Source organism: Pantoea eucrina, from assembly GCF_001691555.1.
GTDB lineage: Bacteria > Pseudomonadota > Gammaproteobacteria > Enterobacterales > Enterobacteriaceae > Pantoea > Pantoea borealis.
The window spans coordinates 44,431-61,464 of record NZ_MAYN01000007.1; the positions used below are offsets into that span (position 1 = coordinate 44,431).

Consider the following 17,034-nt stretch of genomic DNA (forward strand, 5'->3'; position numbering starts at 1 on the left):
ATGAAAACCTGTGTAATTTCTTTGCCCGATGAGGCGGCAACCCTGAAACTGGGTGCGCAACTGGCCCGCGTTTGCAGCAGCGCGGCCGTCATTTATCTGTACGGTGACCTGGGAGCAGGTAAAACGACGTTCAGCCGCGGCTTTCTGCAGTCGCTCGGTCATCAGGGCAATGTTAAAAGCCCGACCTATACGCTGGTTGAACCCTATGAGATAGGAACACGCACCCTCTATCATTTTGATCTCTATCGCCTGGCCGATCCGGAAGAGCTGGAATTTATGGGTATCCGCGACTATTTCAGCGGTGAGGCACTCTGTCTGATTGAATGGCCGCAGCAGGGCGCAGGCTTTCTGCCCGAGCCCGATCTGTCACTGACGCTGCGTTACGCAGAAACGGGCCGCGAAGCAGAAATCACTGCGGTTTCCGCCAGGGGTGCCGCGCTGCTTGATCAGATGCAGCAGGGAGATCCGGCATGAGGGCACGGATAAAAAGCATCTTGCTGGCCGTGCTCTGCCTGTTTTCCGCTACGTCATTTGCCGCCACGCTTTCAGATATCAAAGTTGAGAACGGCTCGAATCAGGCGACGGTGACGCTCAGCTTCAACGGCCAGCCGGTATACGGTTTTTTCCCGCTGCATAACCCTAACCGTGTAGTGCTGGATATTCGTCAGAGCGGCACCATAAAAGGATTGCCGCTGAGCTTCAGCGGTGAAAATATCGTTCAGCGCATTCGCAACAGCCAGCCCAAAGATGCTCAAAGCATCCGGCTGGTATTTGATCTTAACCAGACGACCAAAACCCGCGCGGCGACACAGCGTGACGGGAATAACTATCGCGTAGTGTTTACGCTGCGCGGCACGCAGCCGGTGAACCGCAGCAGTGCCGCAGCCGCACCGGTTACCGCTGCGCGCCAGAGCGCCAGCATCGCCAGCAGCCAGGGCAATCCGTTTGACGGGAATCCGGTCACTTCAGTGACCAACAGCAACACCACAACACGCCCGGGCGGAGCGGTTATCCTGAACGACGCGGTGATTGTGGCGATTGACGCCGGCCATGGCGGGCAGGATCCGGGCGCGATGGGGCAGCGCGGCCTGCGGGAAAAAAACGTCACTATCGCCATTGCACGCAAGCTTAAAGCGCTACTGGATCGGGACCCGATGTTTAAACCGGTGCTGACGCGCAACGGTGATTACTTTATCTCGGTCATGGGGCGCTCAGAGGTTGCCCGTAAAGAGAACGCCAATTTGCTGGTGTCGATCCACGCCGATGCGGCGCCAAACCATTCGGCAACGGGCGCTTCTGTCTGGGTTTTGTCGAACCGGCGTGCCAATAACGAAATGGCAAACTGGCTGGAGCAGAAAGAGAAACAGTCTGAGCTGCTGGGCGGGGCGGGCGATCTGCTGGCGAACAGTCAGGCCGATCCCTATCTCAGCCAGGCCGTGCTGGACCTGCAGTTCGGGCATTCGCAGCGCGTTGGCTATGACGTAGCGGTCAAAGTTCTGCAGCAGTTACGCGGCATTACGCCGCTGCATAAACGGCTGCCGGAGCACGCCAGCCTTGGCGTGTTGCGTTCACCTGATATTCCATCTTTACTGGTTGAAACCGGCTTTATCAGTAACGCCGGGGAGGAGCGGCTGCTTGGCAGTAGTGCGTACCAGGAAAAAATTGCACAGGCGATCCATAAAGGCCTGCGCAGTTATTTCCTCGCACATCCGTTACAGTCCGTCCCAAAGCAGGAAAACCGGCCGCTGGACAGCGTGCCAGCGGTTAGCGTCGCCAGCAATCCGGCCAGCGGAACCGTACAGTATACGGGCGTGACGCAGCGCCATACGGTAACGCGCGGCGAAACGCTGTCAGGTATCGCCGCGAAGTATGGGGTCAGCATGGCAACGCTGCGCGAGCTTAATAAGCTGAAGCGCGACGTGGTCTGGGTGGGGCAGCGCCTGAAAGTACCAGCCGGCAGTCGCGTCAGCACTACGGCTGCACGTCCGGCGCGCCACAAGGTGGTACGCGGTGATTCACTGACGGCTATTGCCGTGCGTTACGGCGTAAGCCCGAAAGCGATCATGCAGGCCAATAATATGAAGTCAGACAATGTGATGCTGGGGCAAAATTTAAAAATTCCTCAATCCTGATCGCTGGCCTTCGGGCCAGCAAGCGACATACAAGGATCACCACCATGCCTATACAAATTTTACCACCGCAGCTGGCAAACCAGATTGCCGCGGGCGAAGTGGTTGAGCGTCCGGCATCGGTTGTAAAAGAGCTGGTGGAGAACAGCCTTGATGCCGGCGCAACGCGTATTGATATTGATATTGAAAAAGGCGGAGCCCGGCTTATTCGCATCCGCGATAACGGCTGCGGTATTCCCAAAGCTGAGCTGGCGATGGCGCTGGCACGCCACGCCACCAGTAAGATTGCGTCGCTGGACGATCTGGAAGCGATCGCCAGCCTTGGCTTTCGCGGCGAAGCGCTGGCCAGCATCAGCTCGGTTTCTCGCCTGACGCTGACCTCACGCACGGCCGATCAGCAGGAAGCGTGGCAGGCTTACGCCGAAGGGCGTGACATGCAGGTCACCGTTAAGCCGGCGGCCCATCCGGTGGGCACCTCGCTGGAGGTGCTGGATCTGTTCTACAACACGCCGGCCCGGCGTAAATTTATGCGCACGGAAAAAACGGAGTTTACCCATATTGATGAGGTGATCCGTCGCATTGCGCTGGCGCGTTTTGATGTCGCCATTTCGCTGACGCACAACGGCAAACTGGTGCGTCAGTACCGCGGCGTGTCGCAGACGTCGCAGCAGGAAAGACGTCTGGGAGCGATCTGCGGTACGGCATTTATGCAGCATGCGCTGCGCATTGACTGGCAGCATGACGATCTCGCGCTGCGCGGCTGGGTAGCCGATCCGGCTGGCGCACGGCAAATCCCCGATTTGCAATATTGCTATGTTAACGGCCGTATGATGCGCGACAAGCTGATCAATCATGCTATCCGACAGGCCTGGCAGGCTCAGGGTGGCGACGATCAGCAGCCTGCCTATGTACTCTACCTGGAGATCGACCCGCATCAGGTTGATGTCAACGTTCATCCCGCCAAGCATGAAGTGCGTTTTCACCAGTCACGGCTGGTGCATGACTTTATCTGGCAGGGCGTGATGAGCGTGCTGCAGGCGAGCCGCAGGCCGGCGCTGCCGGACGTTGCTGCAAAAGAGCCCGCTGCACAGTGGCAGCCAGAGAACCGGCAGGCTGCCGGCGGCAACCATTTTGCTCAGCCTGCTGCTGCACCGCACCGTCCTGATGATGACACCGCCGCCAGCCGTCGCGACAATGCTCCCGCCCGCAGCGGAAGCGGAAGCGCAGGCGCAGGCGCAGGCGCAGGCTGGCAGCATAAAGAGCCTGCGTACCGCGCCCGTGAGGGGGCCGCCTATCAGCAGCTGCTGAAAACGCCATCCGGACCAGCACCGGCACCGGCACCAGCTGCACCACAGACGACGCGTCAGACCACGCATCAGGCCACGCCCGAGACACCGCTGGCAGCACATGCACAGAGCTTTGGCCGCGTGCTCAGCGTCGTACGCGAACGCTATGCGCTGCTGGAGCGCGGCCCGGCACTGCAGCTGCTCTCGCTGCCTGTCGCATCGCGCTGGCTAAAACAGGCGCAGCTTCAGCCAGGAGAAGAAGGTCTTAAGCCGCAACCGCTGCTGATACCGGTACGGCTGAAAATTGCCGCCAGCGAGCAGGAGGTCATTACCACCCGGGCGGCGCTGCTGCAGCAGATGGGCATAGATTTACAACGGGATGGGCAGCACGTCACCCTGCGCGCGGTGCCTTTACCGTTAAGAACACAAAATTTACAAATCTTGATTCCAGAACTGTTAGGCTACCTGGCCCGGCAGCAAGAGGTATCTGCGTCCATGCTGGCCCAATGGCTGGCACGTCGTGAGGATGCAGAGGAGCCACACTGGAATCACTCGCAGGCGATTGCGCTACTGGCGGAGCTGGAGCGGCTCTGTCCGCAGCTGCTGAAATCGCCGCCTTCAGGTCTGTTACAGACGTTAGAGATTGAGAGCGCGATTAACGCGTTGAAGCATGAGTGAACTAAACCAGGCTGGCCGGCCAAAGGCGATTTTTTTGATGGGGCCAACCGCCTCCGGCAAAACTGCACTGGCGATTGCATTGCGCCAGCAGCTGCCGGTAGAGCTGATTAGCGTTGACTCCGCCCTGATCTATCGCGGGATGGATATAGGAACGGCAAAACCTTCGGCTGAAGAGCAGGCGCTGGCTCCTCACCGTCTGCTTGACATACGCGATCCGGCAGAGAGTTATTCTGCCGCTGAATTTCGTCGCGATGCGCTCGCTGAAATGGCGGAGATTACCCGGGAAGGTAAAATTCCGCTGCTTGTTGGTGGAACCATGCTCTATTTTAAAGCGTTGCTTGAAGGATTGTCGCCGCTGCCCCCGGCCGATCCACAAGTACGTCAGCAAATAGAGCAAACGGCGGCTGAACAGGGGTGGGAAACCCTGCACCGCCAGCTGTGTGAAATCGATCCGGTCGCCGGCAGTCGTATTCATCCGAATGATCCGCAGAGACTTTCGCGAGCACTGGAAGTTTTTTTTATTTCGGGTAAAACTTTAACGGAACTGACAAAAACGTCCGGTGAAGCGCTACCCTACGATGTGCACCAGTTTGCGATCGCTCCGGCGCATCGTGAAATGCTGCACCAGCGCATTGCATTGCGTTACGACCAGATGTTAGCGTCAGGCTTTGAGGCGGAGGCTCGCGCCCTTTTTACGCGAGGTGATTTGCATACGGACATGCCTTCCATTCGTTGTGTCGGTTATCGCCAGATGTGGTCTTATCTTTCAGGTGAAATCAGTTACGACGATATGGTTTATCGGGGAATTTGCGCCACCCGGCAGTTAGCCAAGCGCCAGATGACCTGGTTACGAGGCTGGGAGGGTGTGCACTGGTTAGACAGTGATGCGCCTGAAACAGCCCGCGACACGGTACTTCAGGTAGTTAGTGCTAAGCAGGGCTGATTGTGTACAATTGATCGGTTAGCGTGCGCAAATTTTTACGTAGTTTTTCTGAACCACGGTTCTTAAGTAACAAACAACAAGCATATAAGGAAAAGATAGAATGGCTAAGGGGCAATCATTACAAGACCCGTTTCTGAACGCACTGCGTCGTGAACGTGTTCCGGTTTCGATTTATCTGGTGAACGGCATTAAGCTGCAGGGACAAATTGAGTCTTTCGATCAGTTCGTTATTTTACTGAAAAACACAGTGAGCCAGATGGTGTATAAGCACGCCATCTCTACCGTGGTTCCTTCGCGTCCGGTTTCGCATCACAGTAATAATGCGGGCGGCGGCGGTAGCAGTAACTACCACCACGGCGGAAGCAATCAGAGCGCTCAATCGCAGCCACAACAAGACGGTGATAGCGCAGAGTAAGTTTGCGTAGCCGTAAAGCCAGGGCCGGGGAGCAATCAGGTTTTCCCGTCCTGGTTATTTTATTTTAGCGAGGTTATAGCTTGTTTGACCGTTATGATGCCGGTGAGCAGGCCGTACTGGTACACATCTGGTTCTCCCAAGACAAAGAGCTGGAAGATTTGCAGGAGTTTGAAACTCTTGTCTCTTCTGCGGGCGTCGATGCACTGCAGGTCATTACCGGCAGTCGTAAAGCGCCACATCCCAAATATTTTGTCGGTGAAGGAAAGGCAGTTGAAATTGCCGATGCGGTAAAAGCGAGTGGAGCATCGGTCGTATTATTCGATCATGCCTTATCTCCTGCTCAGGAACGTAATCTCGAGCGTCTGTGCGAATGTCGTGTTATCGATCGCACCGGCTTAATTCTCGACATCTTTGCGCAGCGCGCCCGTACCCATGAAGGGAAATTACAGGTCGAGCTGGCGCAGCTACGCCATCTGGCCACCCGCCTGGTGCGCGGCTGGACACACCTTGAACGTCAGAAAGGCGGCATCGGACTACGTGGACCCGGTGAAACTCAGCTGGAAACTGACCGGCGCTTGCTGCGCGGTCGCATCAGCCAGATCCTGTCGCGGCTTGAGCGCGTTGAAAAGCAGCGTGAACAGGGACGTCAGGCGCGTGCCAAAGCTGATGTGCCAACTGTCTCGCTGGTGGGTTACACCAACGCCGGAAAATCCACCCTGTTTAACGCGATAACGTCTGCCAATGTGTATGCGGCGGATCAGCTGTTTGCCACGCTTGATCCGACCCTACGCCGTCTCAACGTCGCCGACGTTGGCGAAGTGGTGCTGGCAGACACCGTAGGGTTTATTCGCCATCTTCCGCACGATCTGGTTGCGGCGTTTAAAGCAACGCTGCAGGAGACCCGACAGGCAACACTGCTGCTGCACGTGATCGATGCCGCTGATTTGCGCGTCACCGACAACATTGATGCTGTGAATGAAGTGCTGGCTGAGATTGAGGCGGATGAGATCCCGTCGCTGCTGGTCATGAACAAAATCGATATGCTGGATGGGTTTGAACCGCGTATCGACCGCGATGAAGAGCAGCGCCCGACGCGCGTGTGGCTCTCTGCGCAGAACGGCGTCGGTCTGGAGCTGTTGTGGCAGGCGCTCTCAGAACGACTGGCAGGTGAGATTGCGCAGTATGAACTGCGATTGCCGCCTGAAGCAGGACGCCTGCGCAGCCGCTTTTACCAGCTGCAGGCGATTGAGAAAGAGTGGAATGAAGAAGATGGCAGTACGGGTTTGCAGGTGCGTATGCCAATTGTTGACTGGCATCGCTTATGCAAACAGGAGCCGTTGCTAACCAGTTATATTGTTTGATATTGCCCAAACGCCTTTATCTGACACATGAGAATGATGCTGTAAGTATGATTGCAGGTTGTATGCGCCGGAACACGGTTTTGCGGGCGCAACAACCACTGCGCGACTGACCGGATGCTTACCTCTGTAGCGGTCCGGCGACGGGCAGGCAGTTTACCGCGCGGCAGCAGGCGACGTGAAAGGTAAAACACGTAAATACAATAAATGGAGTAGAAACATGGCGTGGAATCAGCCCGGAAATAACGGACAGGACCGCGACCCGTGGGGAAGCAGCAATAATCAAGGCGGCAACTCTGGGGGGAATAAAGGAGGGCGCGAGCAGGGGCCTCCCGATCTGGATGATATCTTCCGTAAACTGAGTAAAAAACTCGGCGGACTGGGCGGTGGCAAACAGAACGATAACGGTCAGCGCAGCGGCGGTAGCGGTGGCAAACTGGTTGGCATTGTAGGCGCAGCCGTAGTGATTATCTGGGCGGCCAGCGGGTTCTACACGATCAAAGAAGCTGAGCGCGGCGTTGTTACCCGCTTTGGCAAATTCAGTCATCTGGTTGAGCCTGGCCTCAACTGGAAACCGACATTTATCGATAACGTACGCGCCGTTAACGTTGAAGCGGTTCGTGAGCTGGCTGCATCAGGCGTCATGCTGACATCAGATGAAAACGTGGTACGCGTTGAGATGAACGTCCAGTATCGCGTGACCGATCCGGAGCGCTATCTCTATGCAGTGACCAGCGCGGATGACAGTCTGCGTCAGGCCACTGACAGCGCGCTGCGTGGCGTGATTGGTCGCTCCACCATGGATCGCATTCTGACCGAAGGGCGTACCGTGGTGCGCAGCGATACACAGCGTGAGATTGACGAAACGATTCGCCCCTACAATATGGGGATCACTCTGCTCGACGTAAACTTCCAGGCGGCGCGTCCACCGGAAGAGGTAAAAGCCGCGTTTGACGATGCGATTGCCGCACGTGAAAACCGTGAGCAGTATGTGCGTGAGGCAGAAGCCTACGCTAACGAAGTGCAGCCGCGTGCCAACGGTCAGGCGCAGCGTATTCTTGAAGAAGCGCGAGCGTATAAAGAGCGTACCGTACTGGAAGCGCAGGGTGAGGTTGCCCGTTTTGCGCGTCTGCTGCCGGAGTATAAGGCGGCCCCGCAAATTACCAAAGAGCGTCTCTATATCGAAACCATGGAACGCGTGCTGAGTCATACGCGTAAAGTGCTGGTTAACGATCGTGGCAACAACCTGATGGTACTGCCGCTGGATCAACTGCTGCGCAACGGCCAGTCAGGCAGCCAGAGCGGTCAGAACAACACTAACCTGATGAAATTGCCTTCATCGCCAGGCAACAGTGCCGATCGTAACGGTAACTCATCTTATAGTCCGGACAGCATCATGGACCAGCGTCGCGCAAATGCGCTGCGCAACGATAGCCAGCGTGAAGGGAGGGAGTAACCGATGCGTAAGCCAATCATCGCCGTAATTATCGTAGTGCTGGTGGTGCTGTACGCGTCACTGTTTGTTGTGCAGGAAGGCCAGCGCGGTATTGTGCTGCGTTTTGGTAAAGTCCTGCGTGACGACGAGAATAAGCCACAGGTTTATTCGCCGGGTCTGCACTTTAAAATCCCATTTATTGAAACCGTGAAATCGCTGGATGCGCGCATCCAGACCATGGATAACCAGGCCGATCGCTTTGTCACCAAAGAGAAGAAAGATCTGATCGTCGACTCTTATATCAAGTGGCGTATCAGCGACTTCAGCCGCTACTACCTGGCAACAGGCGGTGGCGATATTTCTCAGGCTGAAGTACTGCTAAAACGTAAGTTCAGCGACCGCCTGCGTTCAGAAATGGGCCGCCTGGATGTAAAAGATATTGTGACCGATTCGCGTGGCCGTCTGACCACTGACGTACGTGATGCGCTGAACACGGGCAGCGCGGGCAACGATGATGAAGTACAGACGCCGGCAGCGGATGATGCAATCGCCAGTGCTGCCGCGCGCGTTGAGCGTGAAACCAACAGCAGCGAGCCTGCGCCAAATCCAAACAGTATGGCGGCGCTGGGTATTCAGGTTGTCGATGTGCGCATCAAGCAGATCAACCTGCCAACTGAAGTCTCTGACGCTATCTACAACCGCATGCGCGCCGAGCGTGAAGCGGTTGCCCGTAGCCAGCGTTCACAGGGTCAGGAAGAGGCAGAAAAACTGCGTGCGCAGGCTGATTATCAGGTAACCCGTACGCTGGCTGAAGCCCAGCGTCAGGCGCTGATCTCGCGCGGTGAAGGGGATGGTGAAGCCGCCAAGCTGTTTGCTGATGCCTTCAGCCAGGATCCCGATTTCTACGCATTCATTCGCAGTCTGCGGGCGTATGAAAACAGCTTTGCTGATAATCAGGATGTCATGGTGCTGAGCCCGGATAGCGATTTCTTCCGCTATATGAAAGCACCGACTAACGTTTCACGATAAAAGTTGCTATAAAGCCGGGGCCGACACTGATGTCGGCCCTTTTTTTTGGGTAACGTATGAATTCAACTATCTGGATGGCGCTTGCGCTGGTGCTGATACTGGAAGGCGTGGGGCCGATGTTAATGCCGCGACTCTGGCGGCGTATGATACTTTCTCTGACGCAGCTGCCTGACCGCCTGCTGCATCGTTTTGGCGGTGGACTGGTGGTGGCGGGCGTGGTGATCTACTGCCTGTTCAGCCAGCACATGCAGGGCTAAGAATGCCGCTTGCCGGGTAAATTGTGTCTGTAAGGCTGCGCTTCCCCAACATGTTGTGAGCTGAACAAAACGCAGACAAAAAACAGCGCAAACGTGTGCTAAAAGTGCTGAAACTGTGAAAAACCGATGGTAGAATCCATTTTTAAGCAATCGGTGATTTTAGAAATGGGTAAGAACGTCGTCGTACTGGGCACCCAATGGGGTGACGAAGGTAAAGGTAAAATCGTAGACCTTCTGACTGAACGCGCTAATTATGTGGTGCGTTACCAGGGTGGCCACAATGCAGGCCATACACTTGTCATCAACGGTGAAAAAACCGTCCTCCACTTAATTCCTTCTGGCATCCTGCGTGAAAATGTTACCAGCATCATCGGTAATGGGGTGGTATTGTCACCTGAAGCGCTGATGAAAGAGATGAACGGTCTGGAAGCGCGCGGTGTGCCGGTACGTGAACGTCTGCTGATTTCTGAAGCCTGTCCGCTGATTCTGCAATACCACGTTGCAATGGATCTGGCGCGTGAAAAAGCGCGTGGTGCCAAAGCGATCGGTACAACGGGCCGCGGAATCGGACCTGCCTATGAAGATAAAGTCGCGCGTCGCGGTCTGCGGGTCAGCGACCTGTTCAACAAAGAAACCTTTGCGGTTAAGCTGAAAGAGATTGTTGATTTCTACAATTTCCAGCTGGTGAACTACTACAAAACAGATGCCGTTGACTACGAAAAAGTGCTGAGCGACGTGATGGCCGTAGCGGACATCCTGACCAGCATGGTGGTTGATGTATCCGATCTGCTGGACGGCGCGCGTAAGCGTGGCGATCTGATCATGTTTGAAGGTGCGCAGGGTACGCTGCTGGATATCGATCACGGCACTTATCCCTATGTAACCTCTTCTAACACCACCGCAGGCGGCGTGGCAACCGGCTCCGGTATCGGTCCGCGCTATGTCGACTACGTGCTGGGTATCGTAAAAGCTTACTCTACCCGTGTCGGAGCCGGCCCATTCCCGACCGAGCTGTTTGATGAGACCGGTGAGTTTCTCTGCAAGCAGGGCAATGAGTTTGGTGCGACTACCGGCCGTCGCCGTCGTACCGGCTGGCTTGATGCGGTTGCCGTCCGCCGTGCCGTACAGATTAACTCGCTTTCCGGCTTCTGCATGACCAAACTGGACGTGCTGGATGGTCTGAAAGAAGTTAAAATCTGTGTGGGCTACCGTATGCCGGATGGGCGTGAAATGACGACTACGCCGCTGGCAGCCGAAGGCTGGGAAGGTATCGAACCGATTTACGAAACCCTGCCTGGCTGGAGTGAAACCACTTTTGGTGTTAAAACCGTAGAGGGTCTGCCACAGGCTGCACGTGATTACATCAAACGTGTTGAAGAAGTAACCGGTGTGCCGGTTGATATTATCTCAACGGGCCCGGACCGTAGTGAGACCATGATTCTGCGCGATCCGTTCGACGCATAATCTTCTCAGGCCGGACATGCTCCGGCCTCTGTTTATCCGCTGTTTGCTTCCGCTCACTCTGTTTTTTCCTGCTCAGGACCACACGGGCATGAAAAAAGCGCTCCGGGTTTTTCCGCACTGGTTTATCATCATTGTTAATCGAAGCGCACGACTGGCGCTAAAACTAAAAAATCTGATGGTTTACTGAGGTATATGTGCAGCTAACAAGTTTTACCGATTATGGTCTGCGCGCACTGATTTACATGGCTACGCTGCCCGAGGGCAGGCAGACTAACATTACTGAAGTCACCGATACTTACGGCGTATCGCGTAACCATATGGTAAAAATCATCAATCAACTGAGCCGGGCCGGCTTTGTAGCTGCTACACGCGGCAAAAACGGCGGAATTCGTTTAGGTATGGACCCGGAAAAAATTATTATTGGCGATGTTGTCAGAAAGATGGAGCCGCTGCAGTTAGTCAATTGCGCAACCTGCGCCATCACGCCAGCCTGTCGCTTACGTAAAGCGCTCAGTGACGCTGTGCAGTTATTTTTGCAGGAGCTGGATAACTATACGCTGGCCGATCTGGTAAGAAACAACGATTCGCTCTACCACATCCTATTGTCCGAACCGCCGGTGGCAATCCACTCCAAATGACATCGGAGGAACCTAATGTCAAAAGATCCTTTTCAGGACAGAGAAGCTGAAAAATACGATAACCCGATCCCCAGCCGCGAATTTATTCTCGGGCTGCTGGAGCAGCGGGAAAAACCAGCCAGCCGCGAAGAGATTGCGGGGGCATTAAATATCACCAGTGAAGAGCAGCTGGAGGCGCTGCGCCGTCGTCTGCGTGCAATGGAACGCGACGGCCAGCTGGTCTTTACCCGTCGTCAGTGTTATGCGCTGCCGGAACGCCTCGACCTGCTGCGCGGTAAAGTCATCGGCCACCGTGACGGCTACGGCTTTTTACGCGCTGAGGGGCAGAAAGATGACTTCTATCTGTCCGCTGAGCAGATGAAATTTTGCCTGCATGGCGACGTGATCCTGGCGCAGCCAGGCGGGGCAGACCGTAAAGGTCGCCGCGAAGCACGCGTGGTGCGGGTCCTTGAACCGCGTAACAGCCAGATTGTCGGCCGCTATTTTACCGATGCCGGCACGGGCTTCGTGGTACCGGACGATAGCCGTCTGAGCTTTGATATTCTTATTCCGCAGGACGCCACGCTTGATGCCCGGATGGGCTCCGTTGTCGTGGTAGAGATTGTGCAGCGCGCCACGCGCCGCACCAAAGCTATCGGTAAAATCACCGAGATCCTCGGCGACAATATGGGCACCGGGCTGGCGGTTGATATGGCGCTGCGCACGCATGAAATTCCGCACACCTGGCCGGAAGAAGTCGAAAAAGAGATCGCAAAGCTGAAAGAAGACGTGCCGGAAGCGGCGAAGCAGGGGCGTGTCGACCTGCGTCAGCTGCCGCTGGTCACCATTGATGGTGAAGACGCCCGCGACTTTGATGATGCCGTCTACTGCGAGAAAAAACGCGGCGGAGGCTGGCGCCTCTGGGTGGCAATCGCTGACGTGAGCTACTACGTGCGGCCGGGTACGGCGCTGGATGACGAAGCCCATCAGCGCGGTACTTCAGTCTACTTCCCGTCTCAGGTTGTGCCGATGCTGCCGGAGATCCTCTCTAATGGCCTCTGCTCGCTGAATCCGCAGGTGGACCGCCTCTGCATGGTCTGCGAAATGACCATCTCTGCCAGCGGTAAACTGACCGGCTATAAGCATTATGAAGCGGTGATGAACTCGCACGCGCGTCTGACGTATAACAAAGTCTGGAATATCCTGCAGGGCAATCCTGAGCTGCGTGAGCAGTATGCGGCGCAGGTAAGACATCTGGAAGAGCTGTACTGCATGTATGAGGTGCTGGAAACCGCACGCGAGCAGCGCGGTGGCATCTCATTTGAAACCGAAGAAGCGAAATTTATCTTCAACGCTGAGCGCCGTATCGAGCGCGTTGAGCGCACGGTGCGTAACGACGCACATAAGCTGATTGAAGAGTGCATGATCCTCGCTAACATCGCGTCTGCCCGCTTTGTGGAGAAACACCAGGAGCCGGCGCTGTTCCGCGATCACGATCGTCCGAGCGAAGACAGCATCACCAGTTTCCGTACCGTCCTGAGCGAGCTGGGACTCAGCCTGCCGGGCGGCGCAAAACCGCAGCCTGTGGATTACGCCGAACTGCTGGATCAGATCGCCGATCGTCCGGATGCTGAGATGCTGCAGACCATGCTGCTGCGCTCCATGAAACAGGCGGTGTACGATCCGGAAAACCGCGGGCACTTTGGTCTGGCACTGGCTTCTTACGCCCACTTTACATCGCCTATCCGCCGCTACCCCGATCTGCTGCTGCACCGCGCGATTAAATATCTGCTGGCAAAAGAGCAGGGCATGGAAAACGGGATCACTACGGCAACCGGCGGCTATCACTATGATATGCAGCAGATGCTGCAGCTGGGTCAGCACTGCTCATTGACCGAGCGCCGCGCTGATGAAGCGACACGCGATGTTGCTGACTGGCTGAAGTGCGACTTCATGCAGGATCAGGTTGGCAACGTGTTCAGCGGCGTGATCTCCAGCGTGACCGGCTTCGGCTTCTTTGTGCGTCTGAGCGACCTGTTCATTGATGGCCTCGTGCATGTCTCTACGCTGGATAACGACTACTATCGCTTTGATGCCGTCGGGCAGCGTCTGATCGGTGAATCAGGCGGACGCACCTATCGTCTGGGTGATGCGGTGGAAGTGCGCGTGGAGGCGGTGCACATGGATGAGCGTAAAATCGATTTTGCCCTGATCTCCAGCAAGCGCGTGCCGCGTGGCGAAGGCAAAACCGCGCGGGAACGCGAGAAGCGCGGCGGCAAGCCGGCTACAAAGCGCCGTCGCGACGCGGGTAAAAAAGGTAACTTTGAACCGGATGCTGCTTTCCGTGGTGAAAAGAAACCGGCTGCTGCGCAGAAAAGTGAGAAAAAAGACAAAAAAGTCTCTGAAAAAACCCGTAAAATCGCCGCCGCCACGAAGGCTAAGCGGGCATCAAAGAAATAAAGCAGCGCAGCCTGATTGTCACCGGATTGTCCTGACGGGCAATCCGGGTACGATTTGCACGCTGTACAGGATGCGCCGCCGCGCGCATCCTGAACCCGGATCTCAGCGATCGCTGTTCTAACCCAATCTTGAGCAAAATAATGAGCGAAATAGTTTTTGGCATTCATGCCGTGCAGGCGCTGCTGGAGCGCGACCCCCAGCGTTTTCAGGAAGTTTTCATTCTCAAAGGGCGCGACGATCGCCGCCTGCAGCCGCTGATTGCCGCACTGGAAGCTCAGGGTATTGTAATCCAGCTGGCTAACCGTCAGTGGCTCGATGCGCAGGTAGAGGGCGGCGTGCACCAGGGCATCGTGGCCCGCATCAAACCGGGTAAAAATTATCAGGAGGGCGATCTGCCCGATCTGCTGCAGTCGCTGGAAAAACCGTTTCTGCTGATCCTCGACGGCGTAACCGATCCACACAACCTGGGCGCCTGCCTGCGCAGTGCTGATGCGGCGGGTGTTCACGCGGTCATCGTGCCGAAAGATCGTGCCGCACCGCTTAACGCCACGGCGAAAAAAGTCGCCAGCGGCGCTGCGGAAAACGTTCCGCTGATTCGTGTCACTAACCTGGCGCGCACCATGCGACTGCTTCAGGAATACAACATCTGGATCGTTGGCACCGCCGGTGAAGCCGATCATACCGTTTATCAGAGCAAAATGACCGGTCCGCTGGCGCTGGTCATGGGAGCTGAGGGCGAAGGTATGCGCCGCCTGACCCGCGAGCACTGCGATGAACTGATTAGCATCCCGATGGCAGGCAGCGTCTCTTCGCTGAACGTCTCTGTGGCGACCGGCGTTTGCCTCTTTGAGGCAGTTCGCCAGCGCCTGGCGTGATCGGCGCCGCAAATTATAAACAAGCGCTTTCCCCTCCTGTACGGCTCTCCTGAATAATTCAGACAGAGCAGGCTGCCAGCTGGTTACTCTGCCTGGCAGCCTCGTCGCTGTGATGCGTTATCATCAGGAGGCGCCATGTTCCATTCCACACATCACGTATTCAACCAGCCTCATCCTCTCTGCAACAGCAATTTGTTCACCCGCGACAGCGCGCTCTGCGACGCCGTCATGCGCGAAGGCGCGGCCTGGGACCAGGCGTGGCTGGCGTCGGTTGGTCTGCAGCTTGGCAGCGCTGAATCGCTGGAGCTGGGCCGGCTGGCCAACAGTGAACCGCCGGTACTGCAGCACTATGATGCGCGCGGTGAACGTATTGACGAGGTGCGGTTTCATCCCGCCTGGCATCTGCTGATGCAGGGCGTCTGCGCCAGCCGTTTACATAACCTCAGCTGGCAGCCCGATGCGCCCGCTCATGCCATGGTAGCGCGCGCGGCACGCTTTATCCTGCACGCACAGGCGGAGGCGGGCTCACTCTGTCCGGTCACCATGACGCACGCCGCGCTGCCTTTGCTGCAAGCGCATCTGCCTGCCCCCTACGCCGACTGGCGCGCTGGCCTGCTGAGCGACCGCTACGATGCCCATCATCTTCCCGGCGGTCAGAAGCGCGGCCTGCTGATTGGCATGGGGATGACTGAAAAACAGGGCGGTACTGACGTGCTGAGTAATACCACGCGCGCTGAACCCCTCGGCATACGTGCGCCAGGCGAACCCTGGCGCATTACCGGTCACAAATGGTTTTTCTCTGTACCGCAAAGTGATGCGCATTTGATTCTGGCCCACACCTCACGCGGCCTGAGCTGTTTTTTTCTGCCGCGACTGCTGCCCGACGGCACGCGTAATGCGCTGCGTATTGAGCAGCTGAAGGAGAAGCTGGGCAACCGCTCGAATGCCAGCGCTGAAGTGGAGTTTCAGGACGCCACCGGCTGGCTGATGGGCGAAGAGGGCGAAGGCGTCCGGCTGCTGTTACGCATGGGCGGCATGACACGCTTCGACTGCGCGCTCGGCAGCCACGGCCTGATGCGCCGCGCGCTGTCGGTGGCGCTGCATCATGCGCAGCAGCGGCAGGTGATGGGCAAGCAGCTCAGTGAACAGCCGCTGATGCGTCTTCAGCTGGCGCGTCAGGCGCTGCAGCTGGAGGCGCAGACTGCGTTACTGCTGCGGCTGGCCCGCGCGTGGTCAGCGCCCGCCAGTGAGACGGAGCGGCTCTATGCCCGGCTGTTTACACCGGTGGCGAAGTTTGCCATCTGCCGGGCCGGGATGCCGTTTGTGGCAGAGTGCATGGAGGTGCTGGGCGGTATTGGCTACTGTGAACAGAGTGAACTGCCGCGGCTCTATCGCGAGATGCCGGTTAACAGCATCTGGGAAGGGTCGGGCAATGTTATGTGTCTGGATATCCTGCGGGTAATGCAGCGCTACCCTGCAAGCCATGCGCTGCTGCAGCAGGAGTTTGACGCGGTGAAGGGCGCTGATCGTCATGTTGACCGCCGCTGGCGTCAGCTACGTCTGCAGCTGCGTCATCCGCATGAAGCGCAGGCGCGAGACATAGCGCAGGAACTGTTCTGGCTGGCGAGTGCGGCGATACTGCTGAAAGTAGCAGAACCGCCGCTGGCCGATGCGTGGTGCGCGCTTGCGTCTGGCAGACGCGGCGCGCGTGATCCGGATGATACGCTGAGCGCGCGTCTGCTACGGCGTGCCGGTGCTGTCTGAAGGCGCGCCGTAGAGAATGGCAGTGGCATACCACAAGCCAGGGAAGCTGGTTTCATCCAGCATCACAATCTGATAATAGACGGCCCCCGCCTGGCTGGCACGTGCGGCAATCGCGCGCTGTGCATCATCCGGTGAACCACGCGTCGATGCGCTGATGTTGCCCAGCTTCGGCAGCCCGGCGCTCTGTGCACGCGAAATCTCCTGAGGATGCGAGGCGGGTGGTGGGGGGGCCTGCGGGGTCGACTGCAGCGTTGAACAACCACACAGCACCAGACACAGCAGCAGTAACAAACGGGACATGATGGCTCCGGACGTGCAGGGAAG

15 protein-coding genes are annotated in these 17,034 nt (G+C 57.0%); 14 read left to right on the forward strand and 1 reads right to left on the reverse strand.

All coding sequences use genetic code 11. From position 1 onward, the window contains the following. The 14 genes from tsaE to BBA90_RS04390 all read left to right on the forward strand — a co-directional run bounded on the left by tsaE (position 1) and on the right by BBA90_RS04390 (position 16,710). Positions 1–474: a tRNA (adenosine(37)-N6)-threonylcarbamoyltransferase complex ATPase subunit type 1 TsaE gene (gene tsaE / locus BBA90_RS04325; protein WP_065648086.1), complete on the forward strand. Its 474-nt coding sequence runs from the start codon at positions 1–3 to the stop codon at positions 472–474. Further along, entirely contained in the window at positions 471–2,132 is a 1,662-nt protein-coding gene (gene amiB, locus BBA90_RS04330; protein ID WP_065648087.1) for an N-acetylmuramoyl-L-alanine amidase AmiB, read from the forward strand. The genes tsaE and amiB overlap by 4 nt, the downstream gene beginning before the upstream one ends. Positions 2,133–2,176: 44 nt before the next feature. After that, on the forward strand, positions 2,177–4,093 hold the full coding sequence (mutL, locus tag BBA90_RS04335) for a DNA mismatch repair endonuclease MutL (protein WP_065648088.1): 1,917 nt from the start codon (positions 2,177–2,179) through the stop codon (positions 4,091–4,093). Further along, on the forward strand, positions 4,086–5,036 hold the full coding sequence (miaA, locus tag BBA90_RS04340; RefSeq protein ID WP_065648089.1) for a tRNA (adenosine(37)-N6)-dimethylallyltransferase MiaA: 951 nt from the start codon (positions 4,086–4,088) through the stop codon (positions 5,034–5,036). The genes mutL and miaA overlap by 8 nt, the downstream gene beginning before the upstream one ends. Before the next feature lie 100 nt (positions 5,037–5,136). Continuing rightward, on the forward strand, positions 5,137–5,451 hold the full coding sequence (gene hfq / locus BBA90_RS04345) for an RNA chaperone Hfq (RefSeq protein WP_039380637.1): 315 nt from the start codon (positions 5,137–5,139) through the stop codon (positions 5,449–5,451). 80 nt (positions 5,452–5,531) lie between these two features. Beyond that, entirely contained in the window at positions 5,532–6,812 is a 1,281-nt protein-coding gene (gene hflX / locus BBA90_RS04350) for a ribosome rescue GTPase HflX (RefSeq protein ID WP_065648090.1), read from the forward strand. A gap of 217 nt (positions 6,813–7,029) precedes the next feature. Further along, entirely contained in the window at positions 7,030–8,265 is a 1,236-nt protein-coding gene (hflK, locus tag BBA90_RS04355) for an FtsH protease activity modulator HflK (RefSeq protein ID WP_065648091.1), read from the forward strand. Positions 8,266–8,268: 3 nt separating this feature from the next. Next, positions 8,269–9,273, forward strand: coding sequence for a protease modulator HflC (hflC, locus tag BBA90_RS04360; protein ID WP_039380630.1), 1,005 nt, complete (start codon positions 8,269–8,271; stop codon positions 9,271–9,273). Between the two features lie 56 nt (positions 9,274–9,329). After that, positions 9,330–9,530 carry a DUF2065 domain-containing protein gene (locus tag BBA90_RS04365; RefSeq protein ID WP_065648092.1) on the forward strand — a complete coding sequence of 67 codons (201 nt, stop codon included), beginning with the start codon at positions 9,330–9,332 and terminating at the stop codon, positions 9,528–9,530. A gap of 165 nt (positions 9,531–9,695) precedes the next feature. Then, positions 9,696–10,994: an adenylosuccinate synthase gene (locus tag BBA90_RS04370; RefSeq protein WP_065648093.1), complete on the forward strand. Its 1,299-nt coding sequence runs from the start codon at positions 9,696–9,698 to the stop codon at positions 10,992–10,994. 194 nt (positions 10,995–11,188) lie between these two features. Continuing rightward, positions 11,189–11,632, forward strand: a complete 444-nt coding sequence (gene nsrR, locus BBA90_RS04375) for a nitric oxide-sensing transcriptional repressor NsrR (RefSeq protein ID WP_065648094.1) — start codon at positions 11,189–11,191, stop codon at positions 11,630–11,632. Positions 11,633–11,647: 15 nt separating this feature from the next. Continuing rightward, the gene (rnr, locus tag BBA90_RS04380; RefSeq protein ID WP_065648095.1) at positions 11,648–14,071 is read left to right on the forward strand and encodes a ribonuclease R; all 2,424 of its coding nucleotides are present in this window, start codon (positions 11,648–11,650) and stop codon (positions 14,069–14,071) included. A gap of 140 nt (positions 14,072–14,211) precedes the next feature. Further along, entirely contained in the window at positions 14,212–14,946 is a 735-nt protein-coding gene (gene rlmB / locus BBA90_RS04385) for a 23S rRNA (guanosine(2251)-2'-O)-methyltransferase RlmB (RefSeq protein WP_065648096.1), read from the forward strand. Positions 14,947–15,081: 135 nt separating this feature from the next. After that, entirely contained in the window at positions 15,082–16,710 is a 1,629-nt protein-coding gene (locus BBA90_RS04390) for an isovaleryl-CoA dehydrogenase (protein ID WP_065648097.1), read from the forward strand. Here the strand turns inward: BBA90_RS04390 and bsmA are convergent. Then, positions 16,687–17,013: a biofilm peroxide resistance protein BsmA gene (gene bsmA / locus BBA90_RS04395; RefSeq protein ID WP_139074172.1), complete on the reverse strand. Its 327-nt coding sequence runs from the start codon at positions 17,011–17,013 to the stop codon at positions 16,687–16,689. The genes BBA90_RS04390 and bsmA overlap by 24 nt on opposite strands. Positions 17,014–17,034 lie beyond the last annotated feature (21 nt).

Excerpts from the sequence above, each read along its gene's own strand:
- BBA90_RS04365 (WP_065648092.1), top strand. The coding sequence starts at position 9,330 with ATGAATTCAACTATCTGGATGGCGCTTGCGCTGGTGCTGATACTGGAA.
- rlmB (WP_065648096.1), top strand. The coding sequence starts at position 14,212 with ATGAGCGAAATAGTTTTTGGCATTCATGCCGTGCAGGCGCTGCTGGAG.
- tsaE (WP_065648086.1), top strand. The coding sequence starts at position 1 with ATGAAAACCTGTGTAATTTCTTTGCCCGATGAGGCGGCAACCCTGAAA.
- BBA90_RS04370 (WP_065648093.1), top strand. The coding sequence starts at position 9,696 with ATGGGTAAGAACGTCGTCGTACTGGGCACCCAATGGGGTGACGAAGGT.
- mutL (WP_065648088.1), top strand. The coding sequence starts at position 2,177 with ATGCCTATACAAATTTTACCACCGCAGCTGGCAAACCAGATTGCCGCG.
- miaA (WP_065648089.1), top strand. The coding sequence starts at position 4,086 with ATGAGTGAACTAAACCAGGCTGGCCGGCCAAAGGCGATTTTTTTGATG.
- rnr (WP_065648095.1), top strand. The coding sequence starts at position 11,648 with ATGTCAAAAGATCCTTTTCAGGACAGAGAAGCTGAAAAATACGATAAC.
- amiB (WP_065648087.1), top strand. The coding sequence starts at position 471 with ATGAGGGCACGGATAAAAAGCATCTTGCTGGCCGTGCTCTGCCTGTTT.
- hflC (WP_039380630.1), top strand. The coding sequence starts at position 8,269 with ATGCGTAAGCCAATCATCGCCGTAATTATCGTAGTGCTGGTGGTGCTG.
- hflK (WP_065648091.1), top strand. The coding sequence starts at position 7,030 with ATGGCGTGGAATCAGCCCGGAAATAACGGACAGGACCGCGACCCGTGG.
- BBA90_RS04390 (WP_065648097.1), top strand. The coding sequence starts at position 15,082 with ATGTTCCATTCCACACATCACGTATTCAACCAGCCTCATCCTCTCTGC.
- hfq (WP_039380637.1), top strand. The coding sequence starts at position 5,137 with ATGGCTAAGGGGCAATCATTACAAGACCCGTTTCTGAACGCACTGCGT.